The organism is Methylobacterium oryzae, from assembly GCF_021398735.1.
Lineage (GTDB): Bacteria > Pseudomonadota > Alphaproteobacteria > Rhizobiales > Beijerinckiaceae > Methylobacterium.
Genome location: NZ_CP090349.1, coordinates 1982685 through 2008049, shown reverse-complemented (window position 1 = coordinate 2008049; position 25365 = coordinate 1982685). Strand labels below are relative to the sequence as shown.

Below are 25365 nucleotides of genomic sequence, written 5' to 3'. Positions count from 1 at the left end.
CCCGTGCGGCCGGATCAGACGGCGCCGTCGGTCAGGCGCACGGCCTGGCCTTCCTTGATGACGTGGACGCCCGCGACCACGACGCGCTCGCCGGCCTTCAGGCCGGCGACGACCGCGACGCGGCCGTCCTCGGCGTTGTCCCGCGCCGCCACGGTGACGTCGCGGCGCGCTACCGACTTCCCGTCGGGCGAGACGACCCAGACCGAGCGGCGGTCACCGTCCTCAAGCAGCGCCGAGGCGGGCAGAAGGACGGTGGGCGCGACCTTGCGCATGAGCGACACGTTGATGGTCGCGCCGAGCCGGAAGGCCGGGCCGGGATCGTCCAGGGTGATCCGGATGCGCTTGGACCGCGTCCCCGACTCGGCGAGGGGCGCGATCTCGCGGACGCGCCCGCGCGCCGTCAGCTCCGGAGCGCTCTGGAGCGCGACGGTGAACACGCCGTCCGACGGCAGAGCCCCGACATGGGCCTCGGGAATGTCGACCACCGCCTCGCGAACGTCGGGCCGCGCCACGGTCACGACGCCCTGGCCGGCGCTGAGCACTTGGCCGACTTCGGCGAGGCGCTGGGTCACGACACCGTCGAACTCGGCCTTCAGCTCAGTGTAGTCCATCTGGTCGCGGGCCTTCTGGAGGCTCGCCATCGCCTGATCCACCCGGGCCCGGGCGGTCTCGCGCTTGGCGACAGCCTGGTCGAGCGTCGCCTGGGAGACGGCGTTGCCGGTCATCAGGCGCCGGGTCCGCGACTCCGCGGCCTCTGCGTTCTCGGCCTGCGCCTTCGCGTCGGCCAAGTCGGCCTCGGCGCGGGTCAGGTCGAAACGGGTCACGATGGTGTCGAGGGCCGCGAGGCGCTGGCCGCGGGTGACGAGGTCGCCGATCGTCACGTCCCGCGCGACCATGCGCCCGGGGATCTGAAAGCCGAGCTGCGCCTGGTAGCGCGGCTCGATCGTGCCGGCGAACGGCCCGAACGTGACGGTGTCACTCGGTACGACAACCTGCGTCAGCACCGGACGGACCGGGGCCGCCGCGGCCTCGCCTCCCTCCTCGCCGTGACCGTTGCACCCGGCCAGTGCCGTCGCGAGGAGGCCCAGGACGAGATACGCGCGCGCTGTCATGGGCGGTCTCCGATCTCGGCGGCCGCGACCGTCTGGCCGGGACGCAGGAACTGGATGCCGGCGATGACCACGCGCTCGCCCGGCTCGACGCCGCGCTTCAGCGCGATGATATCGGGGCCGAAGCGATCGATCTCCACCGCGCGGACCGAGACGGTCTTCCGGTCCGGATCGTAGACCCACACCGAGGGCTTCCCGTCGTAGCGGTAGAGCGCCGACCAGGGCAGGATCACCGATTCGTGCGGCGCGAAGCGCCCGCGACCGATCACGACGGCGCCGAGCCCCATGGCGTCGGGCGTCGACTTAAGGCCGATCTTGACCCGCACCGTGCCGCTGGCGGCATCCACGGTGGGAGAGATCTCCCGCACGGTCCCGACCGCGGTGACGGACGGGTCCGACTGCAGCGCCACCGCGACGGTGTCGCCGGCCGGCGGCTGGGCCAGCAGCGATTCGTAGACGTTGAAGACCGCGTCGCGGGGCCCGTCCTGCGCGACGACCAGCACGGTCTGGCCCGACTGGACCACTTGGCCGACCTCGAAGCTGCGGCTCGTCACCACGCCGGACACGCCCGCGCGCAGCTCGGTATAGGAGAACTGCTCCTGCGCGGTTCCCAGCGCCGCCTTGGCCGAGTCGACCGCCGCCTGCGTGGTGCGCAGCTCCTGCTCGGCGTTGTCGTAGGTCGAGCGGGTCGTGAAGCCGCCGGCCAGGAGCTGCTTCTGGCGCTCGTACGACATCTTCGCCTGCGTGAGCAGCGCCTCGGCCGAAGCCAGGGCGGCCTTGGCGTTGTCGAGATTCGCCTGCTGCGTCAGGGGTTCGAGGACGGCGAGGACCTGATTGGCCGTGACGTGGTCGCCGATCTCGACGCGCCGCTCGGCGACCTTCCCGTTCGTTCGGAACGAGACGTTGACCTGCGCCTGGGCCTGGACGTCGCCGGTCACCACCACGTCGAGCGCCATCGGTGTGCGACGCGCCTGCACGACCCGCACGCGCGCCACGGCGGAGTCGAGCGCCGTCTCGGGCGCGGCCTGGGCGCACCCGATCCACGCGAGCGCGGTTAACATCAGCAGCGCGGATGCGGATGGAAGGAAGGCGATGCGGTTCATGCGATCGACCGTGTCGGCGCGACTCGTGCGAATTGCGTGGCGCGTTCCTACGCCATCCGTTACATACCGTCCAGACGGTTTTTAGTGCAGGTCCGTGATGCAGGCGAAGCGACAGCGACTGGCGGCGCGCCCCGAGATCATCCTGGAGGCGGCCGCGGCCGTTCTCCTGAAGGGAGGCGTCCGCGGGCTGACCATCGACGCGGTCGCGGCCGAGGCCGGGCTGAGCAAAGGCGGCGTCCTGCACCATTACGCGTCGAAGGACGCCCTGGTGGGGGCGCTGGTCGCCCGCAAGCTCGCGGACGTGCGCGCGGAGATCGACGCCTGCGCGCGGGAGATACCGGCCGGCCCGTCGCAGCTTCCCAGGGCGATGGTGGCGCATATCCGCGGGCACTACTGCGACGACAACGAAGCGGCGCGCGCACTCCTGCTGGCATCGATGGAGTCACCGGAGGCGCAGAAAGACTTCCAGGCGTTCGTCGCGGATCAGCTGGACCAGCTCGGACGGATCGAGGGCGCTCCCCCGGGCGAGGGCTCCGTCCTGTACTTCGCCATCCTCGGTCTGTTCATGAGCCGGGCGCTGGGCTTCCAGCAACTCGACGAGGACGCCCTGGCGCCGATGCTCGAGGCCCTCGACCGCATCGCCGGGCGAGCCGGCGGCTAGATCCGGACGCTCAGGCCTGGAACGCGAGGACGGCGCGCGTCCCGGCGCTTCGGGGGGCATACGACAGGGCCGAGCGCAGGTTCGACGCCATGGCGCGCACGATGCGCGACCCGAGACCGGTGCCGCGGACCTCGCCCTCCCCGGTCCAGCCGATACCGTCATCCTCGACGGCGAGCAGCACGGTGTCGGCGGCGTCCCGCTCGACCGCGACGCGGATCTCGCCCGACGTGCCGACCGGGTAGGCGTACTTGTAGGCGTTGGTCACGAGTTCGGTCACGACAACGCCGACCGACACGGCCTTGTCGGTCGAGAGCCGCACCGGCGCGGCACGAAGGCGGATCGCGTGGTCGCGCCCGCTCGCCCGCATGGCGGCCTGCAACTCCTCGACCAAGCTCTGCAGGTAGGCGTCGAGCTCGACGGATTCGACGTCGTCGGACGTGTAGAGGCGGCGGTGGATGCCGGCGATCGCCGAGATCCGGGCCTGCATCTCGTCGAGCGCCGCCTTGGCGGCCGGGTCCGTGACGGCGTTGCGCTGCATGTGCGCCAGGGCGGCGACGAGGGCCAGGGAGTTGGCCACGCGGTGGTTGACCTCGCGCAGCAGCAGCTCGGCGCGGTCGCGCGCCTCGCGCATCTCGGCCTCGGCCCGCTCCTTGTCGCGCCGCAGGCTCTCCTGCCGGAGGGCGGTGGCGACGGCCTCGCCGAGCAGCTCGCGGAACTGACCCTGGACGTCCTTCCAGACGTAGTCCACAGCTCCGGCCTTCAGGGCCGCCACGGCGACGCGGCTGTCCTCGGAGCCGGTCACGTAGATGACCGGCGGCGCCTCGGGCAGCGCGCGGATCTCGGGCAGCAGGTCGAGGCCCGTCTGTCCCGGCATGTGGTGGTCGAGGGCGACGGCGTCGATCCCGCCCTGGGCGAGCCGCGCCAGCCCCGCCGCGCCGTCGGGACAGAGCTCGACCGCGTAGCCGCGCGCCTCGAGGGCGCGCCGGACCAGGCGGCCGAGGCCGGGATCGTCGTCGATGTAGAGGATGCGTGCCGCCGCGGCGGTGCCGTCCCCGCTGGCACGCCGAGCAGTCATGGGTTCTGCGGAACCTGCATGACCGAGAAGAACAGACCGAGCTGGCGGATCGCGTTCGCGAAGCCGTCGTAGCTCACCGGCTTAGTGATGTAGACGTTGGCCCCGAGGTCGTAGCAGCGCTGGATCTCGCGGCTGTCGTCCGTCGTGGTCAGGACCACCACCGGGGACCGACGCGTGTGCGGGTTCGCCTTCACCTTCTCGAGGATGTCGAGGCCGGTCATGTCCGGCAGGTTGAGGTCGAGCAGGATCAGCAGGTGCCGTCGGGCGCTCGCCTCGCCGGAGCCGTCCGGCCCGAGCAGATAGTCCAGCGCCGAAGTGCCGTTGCGGAACGGCACGATGTCGTTGTTGACGCCGGCGCGTCGGATGTTGCGCTCGATCAGGCGCGCATGGCCCTCGTCATCCTCGATCATCACGATGCTGACGGGGTGCACGGGCCGCTCCACGCTCATTAGGCGGCGATGGGCGCCGGTTCGGGGTCGATCCGGACCGCTGTAGCTGTCCCGTGCGGCAAGGTCACGTCGAACGTCGTGCCCACACCGAGTTCTGAACGGATCTCGATCCGGCCCCCGAACGAGCGCACCAGCGCCTTCACGTGGGCGAGACCGATCCCCTCGCCCGGGCGGTCCTGGGCGCCCGATCGGCGGAAGAGTTCGAAGACGCGGGCATGGTCCCGCGCGGCGATCCCCCGGCCGTTGTCGGCGACGGAGAAGCAGACGCCGCGTTCGCCCACGGCCTTGGCCGTGACGGTGATCCGTCCAGGCCGGCTCGGGTCGAGGTATTTCACGGCGTTGTCCAGCAGGTTGCCGAAGACCTGCTCGATCGCGAGCCGGTCGGCGACGATCTCGGGCAGGTCGCGGGCGATCGTCACCGTGGCCCCGACCGCCTCCGCCTGATGCCGCTGGGCATCGGCCACGCCGCGGAGCACGCCCGTCATGTCGAGGGCCTCGGGCGAGAATTGTCGCCGGCCCTCTCGCGAGAGCTTGAGGATGGCGGCGATCAGCCCCTCCATCCGGTTCACCGCCGCCTTGATGAAGCCGAGCGCCTCGCCGAAATCGGCGTCGAGCCGCTCTGCCGCGGGGTGATCCCGGAGGGCCGCGGCGACCTCGGTCCGGGTCGCCTCCAGCTCGCTCGTGAATCCCATCACGTTGACCAGCGGCGCGCGCAGGTCGTGGCTGACGATGTAGGCGTAGCGCTGGATCTCCTCGTTGGACTCGCGCAGGTCGGCTTCGGCCTGACGCTGCTCGGTGATGTCCGTGTGGACGCCGACCCACTCGCGGATCTCGCCGCGCGCGTCGATGACCGGGATGGCACGGATCGCGAAGTGTCGCCACGTCCCGTCGCGCACCCGAACCCGGTGCTCGTGGACGTAGGTGCGCCGCGCCCGGACGGTCGCGTTCCACGTCTCGACGGAGGCCTCCATGTCGTCGGGATGGACCGCGTCGGCCCAGCCGTAACCCTGATACTCCGCCCGCGTCTGACCGGTGATCGCGCTCCAGCCCGGCTGCTCGCCGAGCATCCGGCCCGTCGCATCGTTAGTCCAGAGCACGCCGCGCACGGCCTGCACGGCGGCCCGGAACCGCGCCTCGCTCGCCTGGAGCTCGCGCTGCACGCGCTGCTGGTCCAGCGACGAGGCGAGCATCGCCAGGAACAGGATGAGGAACGTGGCACCGGCGACGTAGAGGGCGAGGTTCTGCTGAGCCGGAGCGCCGGTCACCGCGTGGGCGGTGTGGGCGCCGCCCGCCTCGGCGGTGATCGTCGCCGCCGCCATGCCGGTGTAGTGCATGCCCGCCACCGCGAGGCCCATCACGCAGGCCGCGACGAGCTTCTGCCAGACGCCGTGTTGCCGGAAGGAGAGCCACAGGGCGGCGGTCGCCGCGGTCACGGCGATCGCCACCGAGAGCGCGATGATCGCCGGGCTATAGGCGAGGTCGCCGGGGATCCGCAGCGCCGCCATGCCGGTGTAGTGCATGCCGGCAACGCCCAGGCCCATCAGCGGGCCGGCGACGAGAAGGCTGCCGGTCCCCTCGCCGACGCGCGCCACCCACAGGAAGGCGGCGCCGGTCGCCGCGACGGCGATCGCGAGGGACAGGAGCGTGAGTCCGGTATCGTAGGCGGCCGGCAGGCCCATCTCGAAGGCCAGCATGCCGATGAAGTGCATCGACCAGATGCCCCCGCCCATGGCGAGGGCGGCGCCGGCGATCCACGGCCAGCGCGGTCCCGCGACGGGCCCGCGGATCCGCGCGCCCAGGTCCAGCGCGGTGTAGGACGCGAAGACCGCGAGGCCGATCGACAGGGCGACCAGCGCCGGATTGTAGCCAGTATGGACCATCGACTGCGATCGACGCGTGAATGAGCCTTCTCGCGATGTATCCCGGGTGATCCGTCGGCGCTATCGCGATTCCGAGACGCATGAAGCTCCCGAACATCGAGCCGCGTCGGCGAGCACCGAGACCGGCGCCGGGACCAGAACGGATCGGCCACCGCGATCGGCATCCCGGTGCGCGCCACACAGGCTCAGGCAAGCAGGGTCAGCGATGATGCACCGCGACCCCCGTCAGACGAGACCGGCAGACAGGATGCGCGCCAGAGGCTGGATGACGGCGACGCTGGCATCCCGGCCGGAATGCCTCGGTGGACAGGCGCGTATCGCCGCCGCTGCGCGGCCGAGCCGCGTCGAAAAAAAACGCGTTCGTCACACAGCGACGGTCTCTCCCGGCGGTCGCGCGCGTTCTAGGTTCTGTTGATCGCTCAACGCGAATGCAGGTTCATGAACGGACACGCCGCGGCACGATTTCCGGACGACCTGCGCGAAGCCCTGGCGCAGGCTCTGTACGATTGCGAGCGGACGGACGGGGAGGATCGCGCCGCCTGGACCGACACGGACCTTGAGGCCCGCCACCCGGGCCTGCGCGAGCGCTATCGCCGATCCGCCGACGCCCTGGCGGCCGGTCCGCTCGCGGACCTGATGGCCGCCCGCCATGCCGACGAGGAGGAACTGCGGGTGCTGCGCCGGCAGAGGATGTCGCCCGAGCGCGAGCGGGAGCTGCTGGAGGCGAACAACCGCCTCGTCGCCCGCGCCGAGGCCGCCGAGACGGCGCGGCACACCGCGGAGGAAGCGCTCGCGACGCTGCGCCGCGAGCGGGATGTCGCGCGGGAAGCCGAGGCGTTCTGGCAGCAATTCGCCTTCGACGCCGACGATCTCGCGACCCGGCGCCTCATCGAGCAGACCGACGCCCGCGCCGAGGCCGAGCGGCGGGCGATCGAGGAGCGTTGCCGACGGGAGCGCGCGGAGGCGGCGCTGCGCCTGTTCGCCGACCGGGCCGACGTCATGCCCAAGGAGGGATGGGCGTCGGAACTGGCGAAGGCCAATCGCGACATCCCGCTCTGGTGGTTCCACGCGGCCCGAGTCGCCCTCGAGCCGCCGGACCTGTCCCGACCGACCGAGGGCGGCGAGGCCTGAACGCCTCAGGCCGCCGCGGGCTGCTTCGCGGGCGTGTCGCGGAACAGAGCCGTACAGCCGGAGCCGCGATGCATGCTCAGGATCGACGCGCGGTCGATCTCCGGGTGCGTCTTGAGCACCTTCTGAACGCAAGCGAGCACCCGCTCGTACTGCGCGGCGTCGTAATTCGGTTCGAGCGGGCTGACGGCGATGTAGGTCTCGACCACCAACACGCGCTCGGCGCGGTCGTGGGCGACGTCGACGGCGATCCAGGACGACTTGATCAGGCTGGTGCTGGCGAGCATGGGCGTTCCTCGTGCAGCGTTACATCGTTTCACCCACGGCCGCGACGCGTATTTCATCCCGCGGCTGGGGCAATTTTGGCGAAATCATGGACCGCCTGTCGGCGAATGCCAAGGGGTCGCCGCCCCGGACCCCCTGCACGCTGTGCAGCGTGTTGAGCGCGAGCCCGCACCGGCTTACGGTCGGCCATCGGCCGGTGCCGGAGGTGTCCACAATAGGCACTCGCATCCGGCAAATGGCATGTGGTATACAAATTGGCGGACTCGTCACTCCGGGTCCGCGTGACGGTGTCGCGATACGACGGGACCGCGCTGTGGGAGGGAGAACAGACATGATCCGTTCGAGGATGGAAGGCCCCTGCCCCTCAGTCGCGGCACGCGCGACACGGGCCCGTGCAGGCATCGAACCGATATCCCGCGCGGCCTGAGCCGCCCTCCGACATCCCCAAACCGACTCCAGCTCCGAGACCGATCATGACCAAGGCCCTCGAAGGCGTCCGCATCCTGGACTTCACCCACGTTCAATCCGGCCCGACCTGTACGCAGCTCCTGGCTTGGTTCGGCGCCGACGTCATCAAGGTCGAGCGGCCGGGCGCGGGGGACGCCACGCGTCAGCAGCTTCAGGACATCCCGGACGTGGACAGCCTCTATTTCACGATGCTGAACCACAACAAGCGGTCGATCACGCTCGACTCGAAGAACCCGAAGGGCAAGGAGGTTCTCTGGCGGCTGATCAAGGAATGCGACGTCCTGGTCGAGAATTTCGCGCCCGGCGCCCTCGCCCGCATGGGCCTGACCTGGGAGAAGATCCATGAGGTCAACCCGCGGATGATCCTGGCCTCCGTGAAGGGCTTCGGTCCGGGCCGCTACGAGGATTGCAAGGTCTACGAGAACGTCGCGCAGTGCGCCGGCGGCTCCGCGTCGACGACGGGCTTCCGCGACGGAATCCCGATGGTGACGGGCGCGCAGATCGGCGATTCCGGCACCGGCCTGCACCTCGCCCTCGGCATCGTCACGGCGCTCTACCACCGGACCCAGAGCGGCCTCGGCCAGAAGGTCGACTGCGCCATGCAGGACGGCGTGCTCAACCTCTGCCGGGTCAAGCTGCGCGACCAGCAGCGTCTCGCGCACGGGCCTCTCAGGGAGTACAGCCAGTTCGGCGAGGGCATCCCGTTCGGCGAGGCGACCCCGCGTGCGGGCAACGATTCCGGTGGCGGCCAGCCTGGCCGGATCCTGCGCTGCAAGGGCTGGGAGCAGGACCCGAACTCCTACATCTACGTCATCACCCAGGCCGCCGTCTGGGAGCCGATCTGCGACATCATCGGTGAGCCGGATTGGAAGACCGATCCGAACTACGCGACCCCGAAGGCCCGCCTGCCGCATCTCAACGAGATCTTCACGCGGATCGAGGCCTGGACGATGAAGGTGTCGAAGTTCGAGGTGATGGACACCCTGAACAAGTACGACATCCCCTGCGGCCCGATCCTGTCGATGAAGGAGATCGCCGAGGACGAGTCCCTGCGGAAGACCGGCACCATCGTGGAGGTCGATCACCCGACCCGCGGCAAGTACCTGACGGTCGGCAACCCCATCAAGCTGTCGGCGAGCCCGAGCGAGGTCACCCGCTCGCCGCTCCTCGGTGAGCACACCGATGAGATCCTGCGCTCCGTGCTCGGCTACTCCGAGGCCGAGGTTGGCGAGATCGCCGAATCTGGCGCGATCGGCGCGGTCCAGAAGATCGCGGCGGAGTGATCGGTCTCCGGCGATCCGGGGGCGAGATCCCGGATCGCCGATGTTACAATCCGGGGGCGTGCGTGAAGCGCGGCCCCGGATTCCGGGTGACGCCGTTCGACAGCCGGGGCACGGTCGCGCCGCCGAGCCCGCGTTCGGTTTGTTTCTCCCCGGCCCCGCTCAGGGTCCGGATGACACCCAGGAGCCTGCATGCGCATCGCCTTCATCGGTCAACAGGATTTCGGAAAAGCGGTCCTGGAGGCGTTCCTCAAACGAGGCGATGAGGTTGCGGCGGTGTTCTGCGCGCCTGAGAAGCCCGGCGCCAAGCCGGACGTCCTCAAGACGGCGGCCGTCGAGAAGGGGCTGACGGTTTTCCAGTTCCCCAGCCTGAAGAGCCCTGAGGCCGAGGACGCCATGCGCGGCCTGAACGCCGATATCGGCGTCATGGCCTACGTGCTCCAGTTCGCGCCGCAGAGCTTCGTCAACATCCCGAAGCACGGCACCATCCAGTATCATCCGAGCCTGCTGCCGCGTTACCGGGGCCCCTCCTCGATCAACTGGCCGATCGCCCGGGGCGAGTTGCAGACCGGCCTGACGATCTTCCGGCCGACCGACGGTCTCGACGAGGGGCCGGTGATCCTGCAGAAATCCTGCCCGATCGGCGCCGACGCGACCCTGGGCGACGTCTACTTCGACAACCTGTTCCCGATGGGCGTCGAGGCCATGCTCGAGGCGGCCGACCTCGTCGTGGCCGGCCAGCATGTCGAGATCGATCAGGACGAGGACGCCGCGAGCTACGAGGGTTGGTTCCGCGGCGCCGAGGCGGAGATCCACTGGTCGGCCCACGCCGAGCAGATCTACAACCTGATCCGCGCGGCGAACCCGGCACCCGGTGCCTGGACCACGCACGACGGCAAGAAGCTCCAGATCTTCGACAGCAGCCTGCATCGGATCCGCAAGCTCGCCGACGTCGTCGGCAAGCCCGGCGAGGTGATCGCCGTCGACGACGAGGGCTTCAGCGTCTGCGCGCAGGGCGGGCGCCTCGAGATCCGCAAGGTCAAGGCGGAGGGCGGCAAGAAGGTCGCGGCCGCCGAGTACGCCCGGGAGGCCGGGCTGGCGGTCGGTCAGTTTCTCGGGCGCTAGGTCACCCGCGCGTCAGGTCGTCTCCGGCGCGGTCGGCCGCGCCGCATTCAGACCGTAGCCGCGGAAGCGCTCGACCGTCGTGCCGATCTCGTCGTCGGACAGGATGATCGGCGTCCCGATCTGCCGCGCGACGGCGTATTGCTGGCAGAGCGTCTCCAGCTCGACGGCGAGCCACAGGGCCTTCTCCAGGCTCGCCCCGGCCGCGATCATGCCGTGATTGGCCAGGAGGCAGACGTTGCGGTCGACGAGCGCCGCGAGGGCGAGGTCCGAGAGTTCCGCGGTGCCGTAGGGCGCGTAGGGCGCGCAGCGTACCGTCGGGCCGCCGAAGGTCGCGATCATGTAGTGGACCGCCGGGATGGCCTCTCCGCACATCGCGAAGGCGGTGCAGTAGACCGGATGCGCGTGGACCACCGCGTGGAATTCCGGACGGGACGCGAGGATGTCCCGGTGGAAGCGCCATTCCGATGACGGCTTCCGATCCGGCGCGTGGGTGCCGTCGAGACCCATCCGGACCACGTCGTCCGGTCCGATCCGTTCGGTGGGCACGCCCGACGGGGTGATCAGGAGCCCGTCGCGGAAGCGCACCGAGACATTGCCCGACGTGCCGCGGTTCAGCCCCTGTGCGTCGAGTGCCCGCGCCGCCGCTACGACGCCCTCGCGCGCGATCCGCTCGTCCCTGTCCATGCCCGATCTCCGGAAGGCCCGGTTCCCGGTATGCAGGAAGCCCGGCGCCGTAAAGACGGCGCCGGGCTTATTCGCTTCGGTTCGGCGCCGCGGCGGCGAGCGATCGGGGCCTGCTACTGCGCCAGCACCGGCGCGAGGCCCGCCTCGGGCTTCTTGGTGTAGGCGGCGCGCATCGGCTTGAGGACGAACAGCGCCAGCAGGGCCGCGAGGATGTTGAGGGCCGCGGCCGCGAGGAACACCGTGTGCCAGCTTCCGGTCATGGTCGTGAGCACGCTGGTGTAGGGAACGATCAGCGCCGCGGTGCCCTTGGCCGTGTAGAGCAGCCCGGCATTGGTCGCCGCGTACTTCGAGCCGAACGTGTCGCCGCAGGTCGCCGGGAACAGCGAGTAGATCTCGCCCCACGCGAAGAACACGAGACCGGTCAGCAGCACGAAGGCGATCGGATTCTGGCCGAACTGGCTCAGCGCGTAGATGCCCAGGCCCTCGATCGCGAAGGACAGGAACATCGTGTTCTCGCGGCCGATATGGTCGGAGACCCAGCCGAAGAACGGGCGCGTCACGCCGTTGAGAACCCGGTCGAGCGTGGCCGCGAAGGTCAGCGCCGGCAGCGTGATCCCCAGGAGCGAGACCGGGACGTCGGCGATCTTGAAGTCCTTGGCGATCGGGCCGAGCTGCGCGGTGGCCATCAGGCCGCCGGCGGCCATCATGACGAACATCGCGTACATGACCCAGAAGATCGGGGTGCGGACCATCTCGGAGGGCTTGTAGTCCCGCTTCGACTGGCTGACCCGGGCGACTTCCGGAACCTGGCCCTTGGCCGGCGCGCGCAGGAACAGGGCGATCAGCATGACTATCACGCCCTGCCCGATCCCGAAGTAGAAGAAGGCCGCCTCGTAGCCCTGGGACTTGATCATCGCCTGGATCGGCACGACCGTGAGTGCCGAACCCGCGCCGAAGCCCATGGCGGTGATGCCGGCGGCCAGGCCGCGGCGGTCGGGGAACCACTTCAGCGAGTTGCCCACGCAGGTACCGTAAACCGCGCCTGCACCGGTGCCGCCGATCGCGGCCGCGATGTAGAGCACGGTGAGCGAGTCCGCGTAGGAATTGATCACCCACGCGACGGCGCAGAGCAGGCCGCCGAACAGCGTGACGATGCGCGGACCGTACTTGTCCACGAACCAGCCCTCGATCGGGACCAGCCACGTCTCGGTGACGACGAACAGCGTGAACGCCACCTGGATCGCCGCGCGATCCCAGCCGTGCCGCTCCTGCATCGGGCTCACGAAGAAGGTCCAGCCGTACTGCATATTGGCAATCATGCACATGCAGACGACGCCGAAGGCGAGTTGCAGCCAGCGGCCGCGCCCAACCGGTTTGACGATCTCGGACATACCGTTCCCTCTTGGCAGTATTCTTGTCGGCGTTCGCGCTCGAACCGGGCTTATGCCCTGCCACGGCGCAGCTTGTCAGAACAACGTGATCGGAATTCTTCGAAAAATTCTTGGCCCGCAGACAAATAATCTCTGCAGTACAGCAGCATCCGACGCCGAGTCGGCCTTGATGTCCGATGGTCGACGGTATGCCAGCAAGATGGTGCTGATTTAATCCCGGGGTGTCAATCAAACCTGCAAAAAAACACAGGTTCGCGACCGGGGATTAAATCGCCTTCCCGAACGTGTCGCGCTAGGCGACGGGTGATGGTCGCGCCGCGGCCAATTTTTCAGGTGCCGAGCGCCGGCAATGGTCACAGGTCTGTGGGACCGCTCCGCGATCGACTAGGATCTCGCAAAGGTTTGGGTTAGGTCGTTTGAGAGCGCACGACAGAGAATGCGTGCGAGACATCATGCGTGTGAGCTGACTGGACGAGGGATGTCGAATTCCGAACCGCTGAGCGTGAAGCCCATCGTCGCCAGCTCCAGTCTCCGGACATTGGCCTACGAGGCGCTCAAGACGGCCATCACCAACATGGACATCTACGGGCGTCCGGACGAGGTGCGGCTCGACGAGCGCAAGCTGTCGCAGGATCTCGGTGTCAGCCGCACCCCGGTGCGGGAGGCCCTGACGGTTCTGGAGCAGGAAGGCTTCGTCCGCTCCGAGGCCCGGCGCGGCGTCTTCGTGATCAAGAAGAACAAGCGCGAGATCGTCAGCATGATCCACGCCTGGACGGCGCTGGAGAGCATGGCGGCACGCCTCGCCTGCGCGCGCGCCACCGACGGCCAGCTCCGCTCGCTGCGCGAATCCTTCCCCGAGTTCTTCGAGGGCCAGCCGTCCGAACACATGGACGAGTATTCGGACGCGAACATCCGATTCCATCAGCGGATCATCGCGCTGGGTCACTGCGAGGCGATCGCCGATCTGACCAGCAATTTGCTCATGCACGTGCGCGGCATCCGCAGCACCGCGCTCCGGCAGGGCGATCGGGCGGAGCGCTCCATCCGGGAGCACGTCGCCATCATCTCGGCGCTCGAAGCCCGTGATGCCGATCTGGCCGAGAGACTCGTTCGCGAGCACGGTCTGGGTCTCGCGCAGCACGTCGACACCTACGGCGATTATCTGGATTGAGCGACCGTTCAGTCCTCGCCTGACGGATCGCCCGGCCCGGACGACACCTCGTGCCTGTGCGGCATGATGATGGGCCAAGGGCGCGAGCGGCGCTCGGGGGGAACCCTCGTTTGCCGCGCCGGCTATCACACAAGCTCAGCACGCGCCTGAATATAAATCGCGCGCAAGCGTTGATGCACTGCAGAACATGTTCGGCCAGGCCACAACCTTTCAAAGCTGATCGGTTGTGCATTTTTATGCATGACTGGGCAACAATCCGAACTTTGTGGGCTCGATCTGCGCGCCCCATGCATGTTCGACATAATCGGTATTCGTAATCTGGCATACCAAGTTGCGCAGCAGCATGGCACGCATTGCGTCGCAACATGAGGCGGTTCCAGACCGCGCCGGAGAATCCGATGATCGCCAGCTTCCTCGCCATCTTTGTCGCCTTCGCCGCCTGCCAGGCGCTGCTCACCGTCAAGTTCGCGGACTTCCTCTCCGCCGACCGTGCCCGGAACACTGTCGAGCCGACCGCCGACGTCGCGAACGCCAAGCTCGCCTGAAGTCAGAGCTGGATCCGCGATACCAGAGAGTGCGTAGGGGTAACGCTTTCCTCAAATTTTACGCGTAGGGTGAACCGATCGTTGACCGTGCGGGCGAGGAGCTACCGCGTTGGCCCTCGGCGCAGCCTCGGTTTTCTCGGACGGCCCCTTCGTCCTCCTCGTATCGGACCGCCCGTCCGAACGATCGGCCCTCGAGCGTGCCATCGCGCTCGTGATGAACTGCTGGTCGATCCCGCCCGGCGCGCCGCTACCGTCAGGCCGCCCGCACCTCGTCATCCTCGACCTGCCGCCGGCCCAGACCGCCAGAGTGCAGTCGACCCTCCCCCAACACGGACCGCCGGTTCCGCGCCTCGTCCTCGTGCGCGGCGAACCCATGCCGGCTACCCGCTATCTGCGTCAGCTGCCGGCCGCCTCGCCCCGGCAACTCGTTCTGGCGAACGTCTTCGCCATGATCGAGGAGGCGACGCGGTCCGCAGAGCTGCGGCAGCGCCGGCTCCTGGAGCGCGTCTCGGGCGCGACCGCCGTCGTCGCCGAGATCTTCGACAGCGCCGCCCTCGGGGCCCGGCTGCAGCGCGCCGACGCGGATCGCGGGACCGAGCTCGTTCTGGCGGCCATCTCCGAGGTCGGGATCTCCGAGTGGCTTGCCGAGGTCTGGCGCCACGAGATTGGCGTCTATCAGCACACCCTCGGCGTCGCGGGCCATGCCGCCACGTTCGGCTCGCAGATCGGGCTCGGTCAGACCGATCTCGCACTGCTGGTGCGGTCGGCGCTCCTGCACGACATCGGCAAGGCGCGCATCCCCGTGGAGATCCTCAACAAGCCGGGGCCGCTCAACGCCGAGGAATTGCGGCTGATGCAGCGCCATCCCGACATCGGCGCCGATCTGCTCCGGGCGCACGGCGATTTCGAGGACGCGGTGATCGACGTGGTCCGCCACCACCACGAGCGTCTGGACGGGAAAGGATATCCCGATCGGCTGTCCGGCCCCGCGATCTCCGACCTCGTGCGGATCGTGACGATCTGCGACGTGTTCTCCGCGCTGACCGAGCGGCGGACCTATCGGCAGCCCGCCTCGCCCGCCGAGGCGCTGTCGATCATGACGGACAGCGCCGGGCATCTGGATCCGGATCTCCTGCGGGCCTTCGCGCCCTCCATGCTCAAAGGCAGCGCCCTGGCGGCCTGAATCCGCAGCTTGAACTCGCGGCCTGATCCGCGGCCGGGCGTGGCTCTGGCGCCACGCCGGTCGGCGGGATCCTGCCGGCGCGCCGCGCGCCGCGCTTTCGCCGCAACCGCGCCGGAGGGAAGCGATCCCGTCTCACGCAACGCCGTCCGGACCGTGCCCAAACTCAGTCGCGCCATCGCCGCCGCCCTCCTGCTGGCCCTCACCGGGTGCGGCGGTCTCTCGGTCCTTCCCGAGTCCTCTGTCGAGAACGCGACGCACACCGCCGTGCTCGACGAGGTCGCGGCCGCCGCGGCGATCTCGGCCTACCGGGTCCAGCACGGCCTGAGCCCGGTCGTGGTCGATCCGGCTCTCGTGAAGGCGGCCGCCTTCCAGGCCGGCAACAACGCCCGCCGCGGCCAGCTCAGCCACGATGCCGGCGGCAGCTTCACCTCGCGCATGGCGTCGGCCGGTCTCGCGAGATCCTGGGCAGCCGAGAATCTCAGCGCCGGCTCCGAGACCCTGGAACAGGTGCTCGCCCGCTGGAAGGCGAGCCCCGAGCACAACAAGAACATGCTGCTCCCGCAAATCCGCAGGATCGGGATCGCCCGGGTCGATGCACCCACGACGCGGTACAAGCGCTTCTGGGCGCTCGTGATGGCCGGGACCTGACGCCGGGGCGTCTCAGGGTTCGGACCGCGCGAGATCGACGATCCGGAGCTGGGCCCGCTCGGCGCCGCGCCAGCGGTCGCAGGAGAGGGTCCCGGCCACGTGCATCTCTCGGCCGATCCCGTTCAGGAGGGCGAGGCCGAGCGGCCGTTCGGCCGCGCGGAAGCAGATCGCCCCGACCACCTGACCGTCGCGGCTGCGCAGTCGCGCCCTGACATGGTTCGAGCCGACCACGCCGGCATCGACGAGGCGATGCCGGCCCAGCGCGAAGAGCGGCTCGGGCGCGCCCTGGCCGAACGGGCCGGCCTGCTGCAGCAGCCGGACCGTCTCCGCGGTGGCGCCGCCGGCGCTGAGGCCGCCGTCGATCAGCAGGGCGTCGGCCGCGCGGGCCACCGCGACGCTCGCCCCGAGCAGCATCGCCAGGTGCGCCTCGAAGCGTGGGATGTCGTCGGCCCGCACGGTGACGCCGGCCGCCATGGCGTGGCCGCCGCCCTTGCTGGCGAGCCGGGCCTCGACGCAGGCGCGGACCGCGAGCCCGAGATCCGCGCCCGGGATCGAGCGCCCAGACCCCGTGGCGGTGCCGTCCGGGCGGATCGCGAACGCGAAGGCCGGGCGGTTGAAGCGCTCCTTCAACCGCGAGGCGATGAGGCCGACGATGCCGGGGTGCCACTCGGCGCTGGCGATCACCAGCACGGTGCGGGCCGGATCCAGCGTCAGCGCCCGGTCCATCTCGGCCTCGGCCTCCTGGACGGCCTGCGCCTCGATCGCCTGGCGCTCGCGGTTCAGCCGATCGAGGTCGGCGGCGATCCGGGCCGCCTCGCTCGGGTCCGCCGTGGTCAGCAGGCGGGCGCCCAGTGCCGAATCGCCGATGCGGCCCCCGGCATTGATGCGCGGCCCGAGGACGAAGCCGAGGTGCCAGGCTTCCGGCGGCTCGCCGAGCGAGGCGGCGTCCAGCAGCGCCGCGAGCCCGGTGCGGCCGCGATGGCGCATCACCGTGAGGCCCTGGGTCACGAAGGCCCGGTTGAGGCCCGTGAGGGGCACAACGTCGGCAACGGTCGCCAGGGCGACGAGATCGAGGGCGTCGGTGAGCTGCGGTTCGGGACGATGGCCGCCGAAGAAGCCGTCCTGCCGCAGGGCGCGGTTCAGCGCGACCAGGGTCAGGAACACGATGCCGGCGGCGCAGAGATGGCCGAGGCCCGAGAGGTCGTCGAGGCGATTCGGGTTGACCACGGCGCGAGCCGGCGGGAGCACCTCGGAGGCCGCGTGGTGGTCGAGGACGATGACGTCCAGGCCGGATTTCTCGGCCTCCTCCAGGGGCGCGTGGCCGCTCGTCCCGCAATCGACGCAGATAAGGAGCGTCGCGCCCTCGGCCGCGAGCGCGGTGATCGCCGCGATGTTGGGTCCGTAGCCCTCGGTGATCCGGTCGGGAATGTGGATCGGCGCGCGCAAACCCAGCTCGCGGAGGTATCCGGCGAGCAGGGCCGCGCTCGCGGCGCCGTCGACGTCGTAATCGCCGAAAACCGCCACGGTCTCCCCGCGCTTCACCGCCCGAACGAGTCGGCGGACGGCCGCCTCCATGTCGAGCAGCGTGTCCGGATCCGGCATCAGGTCCCGCAGGCGCGGGGCGAGGTGGCGGGGCGCCGCCTCCGGTACGATCCCGCGTCCCGCGAGCACCCGGGCCAGCAGTTCCGGCAGGCCGTGGGCCTGGACCATCTTGGCGATGTGATTCTGGACGGCCGCGCCGCCGCAGCGCTCCTGCCAGCGCCGGCCGGTCACGGAGGCGGCCACACCCAGGAAGGGCGGCAATTCGGCGAGGAGCGGAGCGGACGACACGGGCGCCACCCTACACCGGCCGGCGCGGGGAATCTTGCGCCCCGCCGCAACAGCGACGGTGAACCCGATCGCCACAACGAGAAAGGGCGGGCATCGCTGCCCGCCCCTCGACGCTGCCGGAGACCTGGGTCTCAGAGCGACTTCAGCACGCTGTCCACGACCTTCTTGGCGTCGCCGAACAGCATCATGGTGTTGTCGCGGAAGAACACCTCGTTCTCGACACCCGCGTAGCCGGAGCCCATGCCGCGCTTGATGAACAGCACGGTCTTGGCCTTCTCCACGTCGAGGATCGGCATGCCGTAGATCGGCGAGGCCTTGTCGGTCTTGGCGGCCGGGTTGGTGACGTCGTTGGCGCCGATCACGAAGGCGACGTCCGCCTGCGGGAACTCACCGTTGATGTCCTCCAGTTCGAAGACCTCGTCGTAGGGCACGTTGGCCTCGGCGAGCAGCACGTTCATGTGGCCCGGCATGCGGCCCGCCACCGGGTGGATGGCATACTTCACGTCGACGCCCTCCTTCTTCAGCATGTCGGCCATCTCGCGCAGGGAGTGCTGCGCCTGGGCGACCGCCATGCCGTAGCCCGGGACGATGATGACCCGCTCGGCGTTCTTCATGATGTAGGCCGCGTCGTCGGCCGAACCCTGCTTCACGGGCCGGGTCTCGACCTGGCCGGTGCCGGCCGCGGCGGTGTCGCCACCGAAGCCGCCGAGGATCACCGAGATGAACGACCGGTTCATCGCGTGGCACATGATGTAGGACAGGATCGCGCCCGAGGACCCGACCAGCGAGCCGGTGATGATCAGCGCGAGGTTGCCCAGGGTGAAGCCGATCCCGGCCGCCGCCCAGCCCGAGTACGAGTTGAGCATCGACACGACCACCGGCATATCGGCGCCGCCGATCGGGATGATGATCAGGCCGCCGAGCACCAGCGAGGCGATGACGATCAGCCAGAAGATCGCCTTCGACTCGGTGCCGATGAACAGGGCGATCAGCAGCACGAGGCCGGCGGCCAGCAGCGCGTTGATGAGGTGGCGCTGAGGCAGCATGATCGGCTTGCCGGACATGCGCCCGTCGAGCTTGGCGAAGGCGATCACCGAGCCGGTGAAGGTGATGGCGCCGATGGCCACGCCGAGACCCATCTCGAACAGCGACTGCTTGTGGAAGTGCCCGTTCTCGATGATGCCGAACGCTTGCGGTGCGTAGAGGGCGCCCGCGGCCACGAAGACGGCCGCGAGGCCGACCAGCGAGTGGAAGGCCGCCACGAGCTGCGGCATCGCGGTCATCGGCACGCGCTTGGCGATCACCGCGCCGGCGCCGCCGCCGAGCCCTAAGCCCAGCAGGACGAGGATCCAGGCGCCGGCACCCGCCGGCGGGTGGCCGACCAGAGTGGTCAGGATGGCGAGCCCCATGCCGACCATGCCGTACAGGTTGCCCTGCCGGGAGGTCGTGGGGTGCGAGAGCCCCCGCAGCGCCATGATGAACAGGACGCCGGCGACGATATAGAGAAGGGAGGAGACGTTCTCTGACACCGGCTCAGCCCTTCTTCTTGTACATGCCGAGCATGCGCTGCGTGACGAGGAAGCCGCCGAAGATGTTCACGCTGGCGAGCACGATGCCGATGAAGCCGAAGAACCGGGCGAGGCCCGTGCCCTTCTCGATCAGCGGAACGCCGACCGCCAGGATAGCGCCGACGATGATCACCGACGAGATCGCGTTGGTCACCGACATGAGCGGGGTGTGCAGGGCCGGGGTCACCGACCAGACCACGTAGTAGCCGACGAAGATCGCCAGCACGAAGATCGCGAGCCGGAACACGGTCGGATCGACCGCGCCGCCGGTGGCGGCGCTGAGCCCGTGGCCCATGCCGTCGGCGATGACCTGCGCCTGGTCGGCGGCGTTGCGCGCCACCGCGGCCGCGGCGCGCGCGGCGTCGGCCAGCACGCGGGCCTGATCGGCCGCCTGATCGGGAGGGACGATGACGTTTGCCATTCTGCTACTCCTCTCGGCCAGGCTTCACTGCGCGCCTGCCGGGGTGGCCGCACCGGACGCCTTGCTGGCCTCCGACTTGGCCAGCCCCACGGAGGCGGCTTCCGAGGCTGCGCCATCGGTCTTGGGCTGGAAGGATGCGTGGACGACCGAGCCGTCTCGGGTGAGGTTCGTGGCCTTCACCAGCTCGTCGTCCCAGTTGATGGCCAGCGCCTTCGATTCCTTGTCGATCAGGGTCTCGACGAAGGCGTAGAGGTTGCGAGAGTAGAGGCTCGACGAGGTGGCGGCGAGCCGCCCCGGCACGTTGACGTGGCCGACGATCTTCACGCCGCGATCGTTCGTGACGACCTCGCCAGCCTTGGCGCCGGCGACGTTGCCGCCGCGCTCCACCGCAAGATCGACGAGGACCGAACCCGGCTTCATCGACGCCACCATCTCCTCGGAGACCAGCTTCGGCGCCGGCCGGCCCGGGATCAGTGCGGTGGTGATGACGATGTCCTGCTTGGCGATGTGGCCCTTGACCAGCTCCGCCTGCTTCTTCTGGTACTCGGCTGACATCTCCTTGGCGTAACCGCCGGCCGTCTCGGCCTGCTTGAATTCGTCGTCCTCGACGGCGACGAATTTGGCGCCGAGCGATTCGACCTGCTCCTTGGTGGCGGGCCGGACATCGGTGGCGGTGACGACCGCGCCGAGCCGGCGGGCTGTCGCGATGGCCTGGAGGCCGGCCACGCCGACGCCCATGACGAAGACGCGGGCGGCCGGCACGGTGCCGGCGGCGGTCATCATCATCGGCATGGCCCGCCCGTACTCGGCGGCGCCGTCGACGACCGCGCGGTAGCCGGCGAGATTCGCCTGCGAGGACAGGACGTCCATCACCTGCGCGCGGGTGATGCGGGGCATCAGCTCCATGGCGAAGCCGTTGATCCCCGCCTCGGCCATCGCCTTGAGGGCGTCCTCGTTGCCGTAGGGGTCCATGATCGCGATCACGGTGGCGCCGCGCTTCAACTGCGGCAGCTCCTCGGCGCTCGGGCGCCGGACCTTGAGCACGAGGTCGGCATCCCCGGCAGCATCGGCGGCGCTCCCAGCGATGCTGGCGCCGGCGGCCTCGTACTCGGAGTCCAGGATTCCGGCCTTTTGACCGGCCCCGGACTGCACCACGACGTCGGCACCGAGAGTCTTGAACTTCTTGACGGTCTCAGGAACCGCGGCGACGCGCGGCTCCGCGGAGTCCGTCTCGGACAGCACAGCAATGCGCATGCGAGGGTTCCCCTGGAAAAGCTCGGCCTTTCGAATGCGCGAACCGGCGCAGCTTTTCGAGAGGCGGATCTACGATACCGCGATGGATGCGGCCGGAATGTAACTTGCGCCCAATTTAATTGCCAACAATGTGTCAGCGACCCGCCCGGCGAACGCGAGCGGGTTCGTCATCCGCGGCGACGCTCGACGCCGCCGCCCACGGCCCTCTCAGGCGAAGAACAGGTAGAGGACCAGGAGAATGCCGACGACCAGCGGGGCCTTCCACCCCACGGCCGGCGCGAGGGCGCCCACCGCGCCCGCGGCTCCGGAGGCGATCACGCCGACGATGGCCAGCAGCCACGCCTCGCGGATCCCGCCGATGGCGAGGGCCAGCACCCAGCAGATGACGACGCCAGTGGCGATTTCGACGAACCGGACAAATCCGCGATAGGTCTGCTCGTGCGTCGTCGCGTCCATCGCCGGGCTGTAGGTGTGCCCGGCCACCGTGTCACTCTCGGCCATCGTGCGCTCGTTTCCCTAAGACGCGACTTCTTGCGGTCGCGGTCGGATGTAGCTCAAGCGTTTACCTGCCGCAATCGGACGCACGCAAGTTGATCGCTCTCCCGGTGCATCTTCGCGTCGAATCAGGCCGGTTTCGGCAGACCGGCTTCGGTGAGTGCCCGGCCCTGGCGTTTCGTGAGTTCGTCCAGCGAGAAATGCTCGATCTCGGCCTCGAACAACCGGTGGTAGTTGAGCTCAGATCTGAGGTGGAGGAACACGGCGCCCAGCCCCACGGCCGCGCGATCCATGAAGACGAATTCCTGCGGGACAGTCACGGGCCCGCGCTCCTTCAGGGCCTGATGGACTTGGAAGGCCTGTCGGCGACCGTACTCCCCCGGCTTCACGCCGTCGGCGACGGTGCGAGTACGGTCTTCGAGCAGCGGCCCGTAGATGAAGCGGGCCCAGATGTTCAGGATCTCGATCTTCTCCTTGTCGAGATCCTTGAATCCCCAGACCTCGTAGGCGTGGACGATGCGGGCATCGTCGTTCTCCAACAGGCCGCGGTAGAGATCCACGACGCCGCCGACGAAGCGCGGATGGAAGATCCGAACGCAGCCGTAGTCCAGCAGGTTGATTCCCGCGGCCTCGCCGGCGTCCGAGAACACGGTGTAATTGCCCAGATGCGGGTCGCCGTGGATCACCGCTGCCCGGCTGAACGGGTGCCACCACGCCTTGAACATCGCCTGGGCGATCCGGTTGCGCACCTCGACCGGCTCGTCGGCGAAGCCCAGGATCTTGTCCCCGTCGAGCCAGCCGAGCGTGAGCAGACGCTTCGTCGAGAGCTCCGGAAAGACGCGCGGCACGCGCACCGCCGCGATGTCCTTCTGCACGGCCCCGTAGAGCGCCGCGTGCTTGGCCTCGCGCTCGTAGTCGAGCTCCTCGCGCACCCGGGCGCCGATCTCCTTCGCGATCTCGCGCGTGTCGAGCCACGTGTTCATCCGGCGGTGCAGCGCGAACGCGACCTCCAGCTGCTTCAGGTCGGCCTCCACGGCCGACTGCATGTCCGGGTACTGGAGCTTGCAGGCGAGACGTTCGCCGTCCTTGGTGGTCGCGCGATGGACTTGGCCCAGCGAGGCCGCCGCCGCGGGTTTGAGGTCGAAGCTGCCGAAGCGCTCCTGCCAGCCGGCGCCGAGCTCCGACTGCATCCGGCGCCGGACGAAGGCCGCGCCCATCGGCGGAGCGTCCGCCTGAAGCTTCTGCAGCTCGGTCGCGTATTCGGGCGGGAGCAGGTCCGGAACGGTGGCCAGCAGCTGGGCCACCTTCATGATCGGGCCCTTCAGGCCGCCCAGCGCCTGCGCCAGGGCGGCGGCGTTGGTAGTGCCCTCCTTTCCGAACAGCCGTGCCACGGCCATCCGGGCGGCGACGCCGCCGACGTTGGCGCCCACGCTGGCGTAGCGCCCGGCGCGGGCGGAGAAGCGGTTGGCTTCGCGGTCGGTCTCGGCCATCACTCGATCTGCTTGTCTGACGATGATGCGCAGATAAGCCGCCCCCGGCCGCGAACCAGGGGCGTGGGTCCCTGCGCCGCGGGGGCCGACGGGGTCCGCGGCGCTCGGCTCAGGCCTGTCCTTCCATGCTCTCGAGCTCGACGATCATGCTCTCGATCATGCCGAGCCCGATCTGCCAGAAGCCCGGGTCCTTGGCGTCGAGGCCGAAGGGCGCGAGCAGCTCACCGTATGGCTTCGAGCCACCGGCCGCGAGCAACGCGAAGTAGCGGTCCACGAAGCCGTCCTCCGCCCGGGCGTAGACGCCGTAGAGCGAGTTCACCAGGCAGTCGCCGAACGCGTAGGCGTAGACGTAGAACGGCGAGTGGATGAAGTGCGGGATGTAGGCCCAGAACGGCTCGTAGCCGGAATCCAGCGTGATGGCCGGACCGAGCGATTCTGCCTGGACGGACAGCCACAGCGCGTTGATCTGATCTGTGGTCAGCTCGCCCTTGGCGCGGGCGAGATGGACCTTCCGCTCGAACGAGTAGAAGGCGATCTGGCGCACCACCGTGTTGATCATGTCCTCGACCTTGGCGGCGAGCATGGCCCGACGCTGGGTCGTGTCCGTGGTCGCGGCGAGGAGCCGACGGAAGGTCAGCATCTCGCCGAAGACGCTCGCCGTCTCGGCCAGCGTCAGGGGCGTCGGCGCCATGAGGGCGCCGTTCGGCCCGGCGAGCACCTGGTGGACGCCGTGGCCCAACTCGTGCGCCAGCGTCATCACGTCCCGCGGCTTGCCCTGGTAGTTGACCAGCACATAGGGGTGGACGGAGGGCACGGTCGGATGCGCGAAGGCGCCCGGCGCCTTGCCGGGACGGGTCGGTGCGTCGATCCAGCGCTCGTCGAAGAAGCGCCGCGCGATCCCCGCCATCTTCGGCGAGAAGGCGTCGTAGGCGGACAGCACCGTGTCGCGGGCCTCCGTCCACGGGATCGTGCGCTGCTCGACGCGGGGCAGCGGCGCGTTGCGGTCCCAGTAGGGCAGAGCCTCCTGCCCGAACCACTTCGCCTTGAGCGTGTAGTAGCGGTGGGACAGGCGGGGATAGGCCGCCCGCACGGCGTCGACGAGGGCTTCCACCACCTCGGGCTCGACCCGGTTCGACAGGTGGCGCGCGTCTGCGACGTCCTTGAACCCGCGCCAGCGGTCGCTGATCTCCTTGTCCTTCGCCAGCGTGTTGGTGATGAGCGTGAACACCCGCAGCTGACCGCGCAGGACCGCGCTGATCGCGCCGGCCGCCTCCTTGCGGACTGCGCCGTCCGGATCCTGAAGCTTGTTGAGCGTCGGCTCCAGCGGCATCTCCTCGCCCTGCACGGTGAAGCGCAGCGCGGCGATCGTTTCGTTGAACAGCCGGTCCCAGGCGGCGTTCGACGTGACCGACTTCTCGAGGAACAGCTTCTCGGTGCGATCGTCGAGCTGGTGCGGCTTCTCCCGCCGCAGGTCCTCGATCCACGGGGCGTAGTGGGCGAGCGGCCCTTCGGCCATCGCGGCGTTCATGGCCGTATCGTCGACGCGGTTCAGCTCCAGGGCGAAGAAGAGGAGATCCGCCGAGGCGCTGGTCAGCCGCTCGCGGGTGTCGCCGTAGAACTTGGCGCGCGCCTCGTCGGTGGTGTCGCCGGAATAGACGAGACCCGCGAAGGACATGAGCTTGCCCAGCAGGTCCTCGATGCCCTCGTAGGCGCGCACCGCCTCGGCCAGCCGCGCGGACGCGTCCGGGCCCGCGGCGAGCTCCGCGATCCGGCCGGCGTAGGTCTCGGAGAAGCGGCGGCACTCCTCCTCGGCGCGGGTCATGTCGCCGGAGAAGTTCGGATCATCGAGGCCGGAATAGAGATCCGTGAGGTCCCATTCCGGAAGATGGCCGAGGTCGGCAGCCTTCGCGGCGGCGCGCGCGGCACTCACGCTCTCCGGCAGGCGGACAGTCACCGGCGAGGCGGTGTGGCTCGGCATCATGGTGTGCGATCCTCTCCAAGGGCTCCGGCCCCGTACCCTGATATCGAGCGTGCCGCCACGCGTTCAACGCGGAGGGACCGTCGGACCGGCGCGCGATCGGTGACGACGCGGCGCAAACGTCGTTAAGCGGCACTTTACGAC

At 69.3% G+C, this 25365-nt stretch carries 23 protein-coding genes; 8 read left to right on the top strand and 15 right to left on the bottom strand.

The features are described from left to right. Positions 1 to 14: 14 nt before the first annotated feature. Positions 15 to 1112: an efflux RND transporter periplasmic adaptor subunit gene (locus tag LXM90_RS09585; protein WP_020092023.1), complete on the bottom strand. Its 1098-nt coding sequence runs from the start codon at positions 1110 to 1112 to the stop codon at positions 15 to 17. After that, entirely contained in the window at positions 1109 to 2212 is a 1104-nt protein-coding gene (locus LXM90_RS09580; protein ID WP_020092022.1) for an efflux RND transporter periplasmic adaptor subunit, read from the bottom strand. Before LXM90_RS09580 ends, LXM90_RS09585 begins: the two co-directional genes overlap by 4 nt. A 97-nt stretch (positions 2213 to 2309) precedes the next feature. On the opposite strand from LXM90_RS09580, the gene LXM90_RS09575 reads away from it, so the two are divergent. Then, entirely contained in the window at positions 2310 to 2873 is a 564-nt protein-coding gene (locus LXM90_RS09575; protein WP_020092021.1) for a TetR/AcrR family transcriptional regulator, read from the top strand. Positions 2874 to 2883: 10 nt separating this feature from the next. Here LXM90_RS09575 and LXM90_RS09570 read toward each other — a convergent pair whose 3' ends face one another. The 3 genes from LXM90_RS09570 to LXM90_RS09560 are packed head-to-tail and all read right to left on the bottom strand — an operon-like array spanning position 2884 to position 6277. Beyond that, complete coding sequence (locus LXM90_RS09570; RefSeq protein WP_020092020.1) at positions 2884 to 3948, bottom strand: sensor histidine kinase; 1065 nt, start codon at positions 3946 to 3948, stop codon at positions 2884 to 2886. Continuing rightward, complete coding sequence (locus LXM90_RS09565; protein ID WP_020092019.1) at positions 3945 to 4397, bottom strand: response regulator; 453 nt, start codon at positions 4395 to 4397, stop codon at positions 3945 to 3947. The genes LXM90_RS09570 and LXM90_RS09565 overlap by 4 nt, the downstream gene beginning before the upstream one ends. Next, the gene (locus LXM90_RS09560; protein ID WP_103984767.1) at positions 4397 to 6277 is read right to left on the bottom strand and encodes an MHYT domain-containing protein; all 1881 of its coding nucleotides are present in this window, start codon (positions 6275 to 6277) and stop codon (positions 4397 to 4399) included. The genes LXM90_RS09565 and LXM90_RS09560 overlap by 1 nt, the downstream gene beginning before the upstream one ends. 438 nt (positions 6278 to 6715) lie before the next feature. On the opposite strand from LXM90_RS09560, the gene LXM90_RS09555 reads away from it, so the two are divergent. After that, positions 6716 to 7408 carry a hypothetical protein gene (locus LXM90_RS09555; protein ID WP_020092017.1) on the top strand — a complete coding sequence of 231 codons (693 nt, stop codon included), beginning with the start codon at positions 6716 to 6718 and terminating at the stop codon, positions 7406 to 7408. 5 nt (positions 7409 to 7413) lie between these two features. Here the strand turns inward: LXM90_RS09555 and LXM90_RS09550 are convergent, their stop codons facing one another. Beyond that, entirely contained in the window at positions 7414 to 7692 is a 279-nt protein-coding gene (locus LXM90_RS09550; protein ID WP_012319741.1) for a hypothetical protein, read from the bottom strand. A 471-nt stretch (positions 7693 to 8163) separates the two neighbouring features. Between LXM90_RS09550 and frc the strand changes: the two genes are divergently transcribed. Continuing rightward, on the top strand, positions 8164 to 9441 hold the full coding sequence (frc, locus tag LXM90_RS09545) for a formyl-CoA transferase (protein ID WP_020092016.1): 1278 nt from the start codon (positions 8164 to 8166) through the stop codon (positions 9439 to 9441). Positions 9442 to 9630: 189 nt separating this feature from the next. Then, on the top strand, positions 9631 to 10563 hold the full coding sequence (locus tag LXM90_RS09540; protein ID WP_020092015.1) for a methionyl-tRNA formyltransferase: 933 nt from the start codon (positions 9631 to 9633) through the stop codon (positions 10561 to 10563). Positions 10564 to 10575: 12 nt separating this feature from the next. Here LXM90_RS09540 and LXM90_RS09535 read toward each other — a convergent pair whose 3' ends face one another. Further along, positions 10576 to 11247 (bottom strand): class II aldolase/adducin family protein, encoded by a 672-nt coding sequence (locus LXM90_RS09535; RefSeq protein WP_020092014.1) that lies wholly within the window; start codon positions 11245 to 11247, stop codon positions 10576 to 10578. A gap of 113 nt (positions 11248 to 11360) precedes the next feature. Continuing rightward, complete coding sequence (gene oxlT, locus LXM90_RS09530; RefSeq protein WP_020092013.1) at positions 11361 to 12638, bottom strand: oxalate/formate MFS antiporter; 1278 nt, start codon at positions 12636 to 12638, stop codon at positions 11361 to 11363. A gap of 478 nt (positions 12639 to 13116) precedes the next feature. On the opposite strand from oxlT, the gene LXM90_RS09525 reads away from it, so the two are divergent. The 4 genes from LXM90_RS09525 to LXM90_RS09510 all read left to right on the top strand — a co-directional run bounded on the left by LXM90_RS09525 (position 13117) and on the right by LXM90_RS09510 (position 16185). After that, on the top strand, positions 13117 to 13809 hold the full coding sequence (locus tag LXM90_RS09525; protein WP_020092012.1) for a GntR family transcriptional regulator: 693 nt from the start codon (positions 13117 to 13119) through the stop codon (positions 13807 to 13809). A gap of 398 nt (positions 13810 to 14207) precedes the next feature. Beyond that, positions 14208 to 14354: a hypothetical protein gene (locus LXM90_RS09520; RefSeq protein ID WP_020092011.1), complete on the top strand. Its 147-nt coding sequence runs from the start codon at positions 14208 to 14210 to the stop codon at positions 14352 to 14354. 109 nt (positions 14355 to 14463) lie between these two features. After that, the gene (locus LXM90_RS09515) at positions 14464 to 15537 is read left to right on the top strand and encodes an HD-GYP domain-containing protein (protein WP_020092010.1); all 1074 of its coding nucleotides are present in this window, start codon (positions 14464 to 14466) and stop codon (positions 15535 to 15537) included. A 153-nt stretch (positions 15538 to 15690) separates the two neighbouring features. Beyond that, complete coding sequence (locus LXM90_RS09510; protein WP_020092009.1) at positions 15691 to 16185, top strand: CAP domain-containing protein; 495 nt, start codon at positions 15691 to 15693, stop codon at positions 16183 to 16185. A gap of 12 nt (positions 16186 to 16197) precedes the next feature. Here LXM90_RS09510 and recJ read toward each other — a convergent pair whose 3' ends face one another. From recJ to LXM90_RS09475, 7 genes are all read right to left on the bottom strand, one after another. Further along, a complete protein-coding gene (gene recJ, locus LXM90_RS09505; RefSeq protein WP_020092008.1) occupies positions 16198 to 18015 on the bottom strand; it encodes a single-stranded-DNA-specific exonuclease RecJ in 1818 nt (605 codons plus the stop codon). Positions 18016 to 18146: 131 nt separating this feature from the next. Beyond that, the gene (locus LXM90_RS09500) at positions 18147 to 19544 is read right to left on the bottom strand and encodes an NAD(P)(+) transhydrogenase (Re/Si-specific) subunit beta (protein WP_020092007.1); all 1398 of its coding nucleotides are present in this window, start codon (positions 19542 to 19544) and stop codon (positions 18147 to 18149) included. Positions 19545 to 19548: 4 nt separating this feature from the next. Beyond that, positions 19549 to 20004: a proton-translocating transhydrogenase family protein gene (locus LXM90_RS09495; protein WP_020092006.1), complete on the bottom strand. Its 456-nt coding sequence runs from the start codon at positions 20002 to 20004 to the stop codon at positions 19549 to 19551. A gap of 24 nt (positions 20005 to 20028) precedes the next feature. Further along, positions 20029 to 21258: a Re/Si-specific NAD(P)(+) transhydrogenase subunit alpha gene (locus LXM90_RS09490; protein ID WP_020092005.1), complete on the bottom strand. Its 1230-nt coding sequence runs from the start codon at positions 21256 to 21258 to the stop codon at positions 20029 to 20031. A gap of 207 nt (positions 21259 to 21465) precedes the next feature. Next, positions 21466 to 21759, bottom strand: a complete 294-nt coding sequence (locus LXM90_RS09485; protein ID WP_020092004.1) for an aa3-type cytochrome c oxidase subunit IV — start codon at positions 21757 to 21759, stop codon at positions 21466 to 21468. A 122-nt stretch (positions 21760 to 21881) separates the two neighbouring features. Then, complete coding sequence (locus LXM90_RS09480) at positions 21882 to 23243, bottom strand: ABC1 kinase family protein (RefSeq protein WP_234082473.1); 1362 nt, start codon at positions 23241 to 23243, stop codon at positions 21882 to 21884. Between the two features lie 109 nt (positions 23244 to 23352). Beyond that, positions 23353 to 25224 carry a M3 family oligoendopeptidase gene (locus LXM90_RS09475; protein WP_020092002.1) on the bottom strand — a complete coding sequence of 624 codons (1872 nt, stop codon included), beginning with the start codon at positions 25222 to 25224 and terminating at the stop codon, positions 23353 to 23355. Positions 25225 to 25365 lie beyond the last annotated feature (141 nt).

Excerpts from the sequence above, each read along its gene's own strand:
- LXM90_RS09585 (WP_020092023.1), bottom strand. The coding sequence starts at position 1,112 with ATGACAGCGCGCGCGTATCTCGTCCTGGGCCTCCTCGCGACGGCACTG.
- LXM90_RS09580 (WP_020092022.1), bottom strand. The coding sequence starts at position 2,212 with ATGAACCGCATCGCCTTCCTTCCATCCGCATCCGCGCTGCTGATGTTA.
- LXM90_RS09575 (WP_020092021.1), top strand. The coding sequence starts at position 2,310 with ATGCAGGCGAAGCGACAGCGACTGGCGGCGCGCCCCGAGATCATCCTG.
- LXM90_RS09570 (WP_020092020.1), bottom strand. The coding sequence starts at position 3,948 with ATGACTGCTCGGCGTGCCAGCGGGGACGGCACCGCCGCGGCGGCACGC.
- LXM90_RS09565 (WP_020092019.1), bottom strand. The coding sequence starts at position 4,397 with ATGAGCGTGGAGCGGCCCGTGCACCCCGTCAGCATCGTGATGATCGAG.
- LXM90_RS09560 (WP_103984767.1), bottom strand. The coding sequence starts at position 6,277 with ATGGTCCATACTGGCTACAATCCGGCGCTGGTCGCCCTGTCGATCGGC.
- LXM90_RS09555 (WP_020092017.1), top strand. The coding sequence starts at position 6,716 with ATGAACGGACACGCCGCGGCACGATTTCCGGACGACCTGCGCGAAGCC.
- LXM90_RS09550 (WP_012319741.1), bottom strand. The coding sequence starts at position 7,692 with ATGCTCGCCAGCACCAGCCTGATCAAGTCGTCCTGGATCGCCGTCGAC.
- frc (WP_020092016.1), top strand. The coding sequence starts at position 8,164 with ATGACCAAGGCCCTCGAAGGCGTCCGCATCCTGGACTTCACCCACGTT.
- LXM90_RS09540 (WP_020092015.1), top strand. The coding sequence starts at position 9,631 with ATGCGCATCGCCTTCATCGGTCAACAGGATTTCGGAAAAGCGGTCCTG.
- LXM90_RS09535 (WP_020092014.1), bottom strand. The coding sequence starts at position 11,247 with ATGGACAGGGACGAGCGGATCGCGCGCGAGGGCGTCGTAGCGGCGGCG.
- oxlT (WP_020092013.1), bottom strand. The coding sequence starts at position 12,638 with ATGTCCGAGATCGTCAAACCGGTTGGGCGCGGCCGCTGGCTGCAACTC.
- LXM90_RS09525 (WP_020092012.1), top strand. The coding sequence starts at position 13,117 with ATGTCGAATTCCGAACCGCTGAGCGTGAAGCCCATCGTCGCCAGCTCC.
- LXM90_RS09520 (WP_020092011.1), top strand. The coding sequence starts at position 14,208 with ATGATCGCCAGCTTCCTCGCCATCTTTGTCGCCTTCGCCGCCTGCCAG.
- LXM90_RS09495 (WP_020092006.1), bottom strand. The coding sequence starts at position 20,004 with ATGGCAAACGTCATCGTCCCTCCCGATCAGGCGGCCGATCAGGCCCGC.
- LXM90_RS09490 (WP_020092005.1), bottom strand. The coding sequence starts at position 21,258 with ATGCGCATTGCTGTGCTGTCCGAGACGGACTCCGCGGAGCCGCGCGTC.
- LXM90_RS09485 (WP_020092004.1), bottom strand. The coding sequence starts at position 21,759 with ATGGCCGAGAGTGACACGGTGGCCGGGCACACCTACAGCCCGGCGATG.
- LXM90_RS09480 (WP_234082473.1), bottom strand. The coding sequence starts at position 23,243 with ATGGCCGAGACCGACCGCGAAGCCAACCGCTTCTCCGCCCGCGCCGGG.
- LXM90_RS09475 (WP_020092002.1), bottom strand. The coding sequence starts at position 25,224 with ATGATGCCGAGCCACACCGCCTCGCCGGTGACTGTCCGCCTGCCGGAG.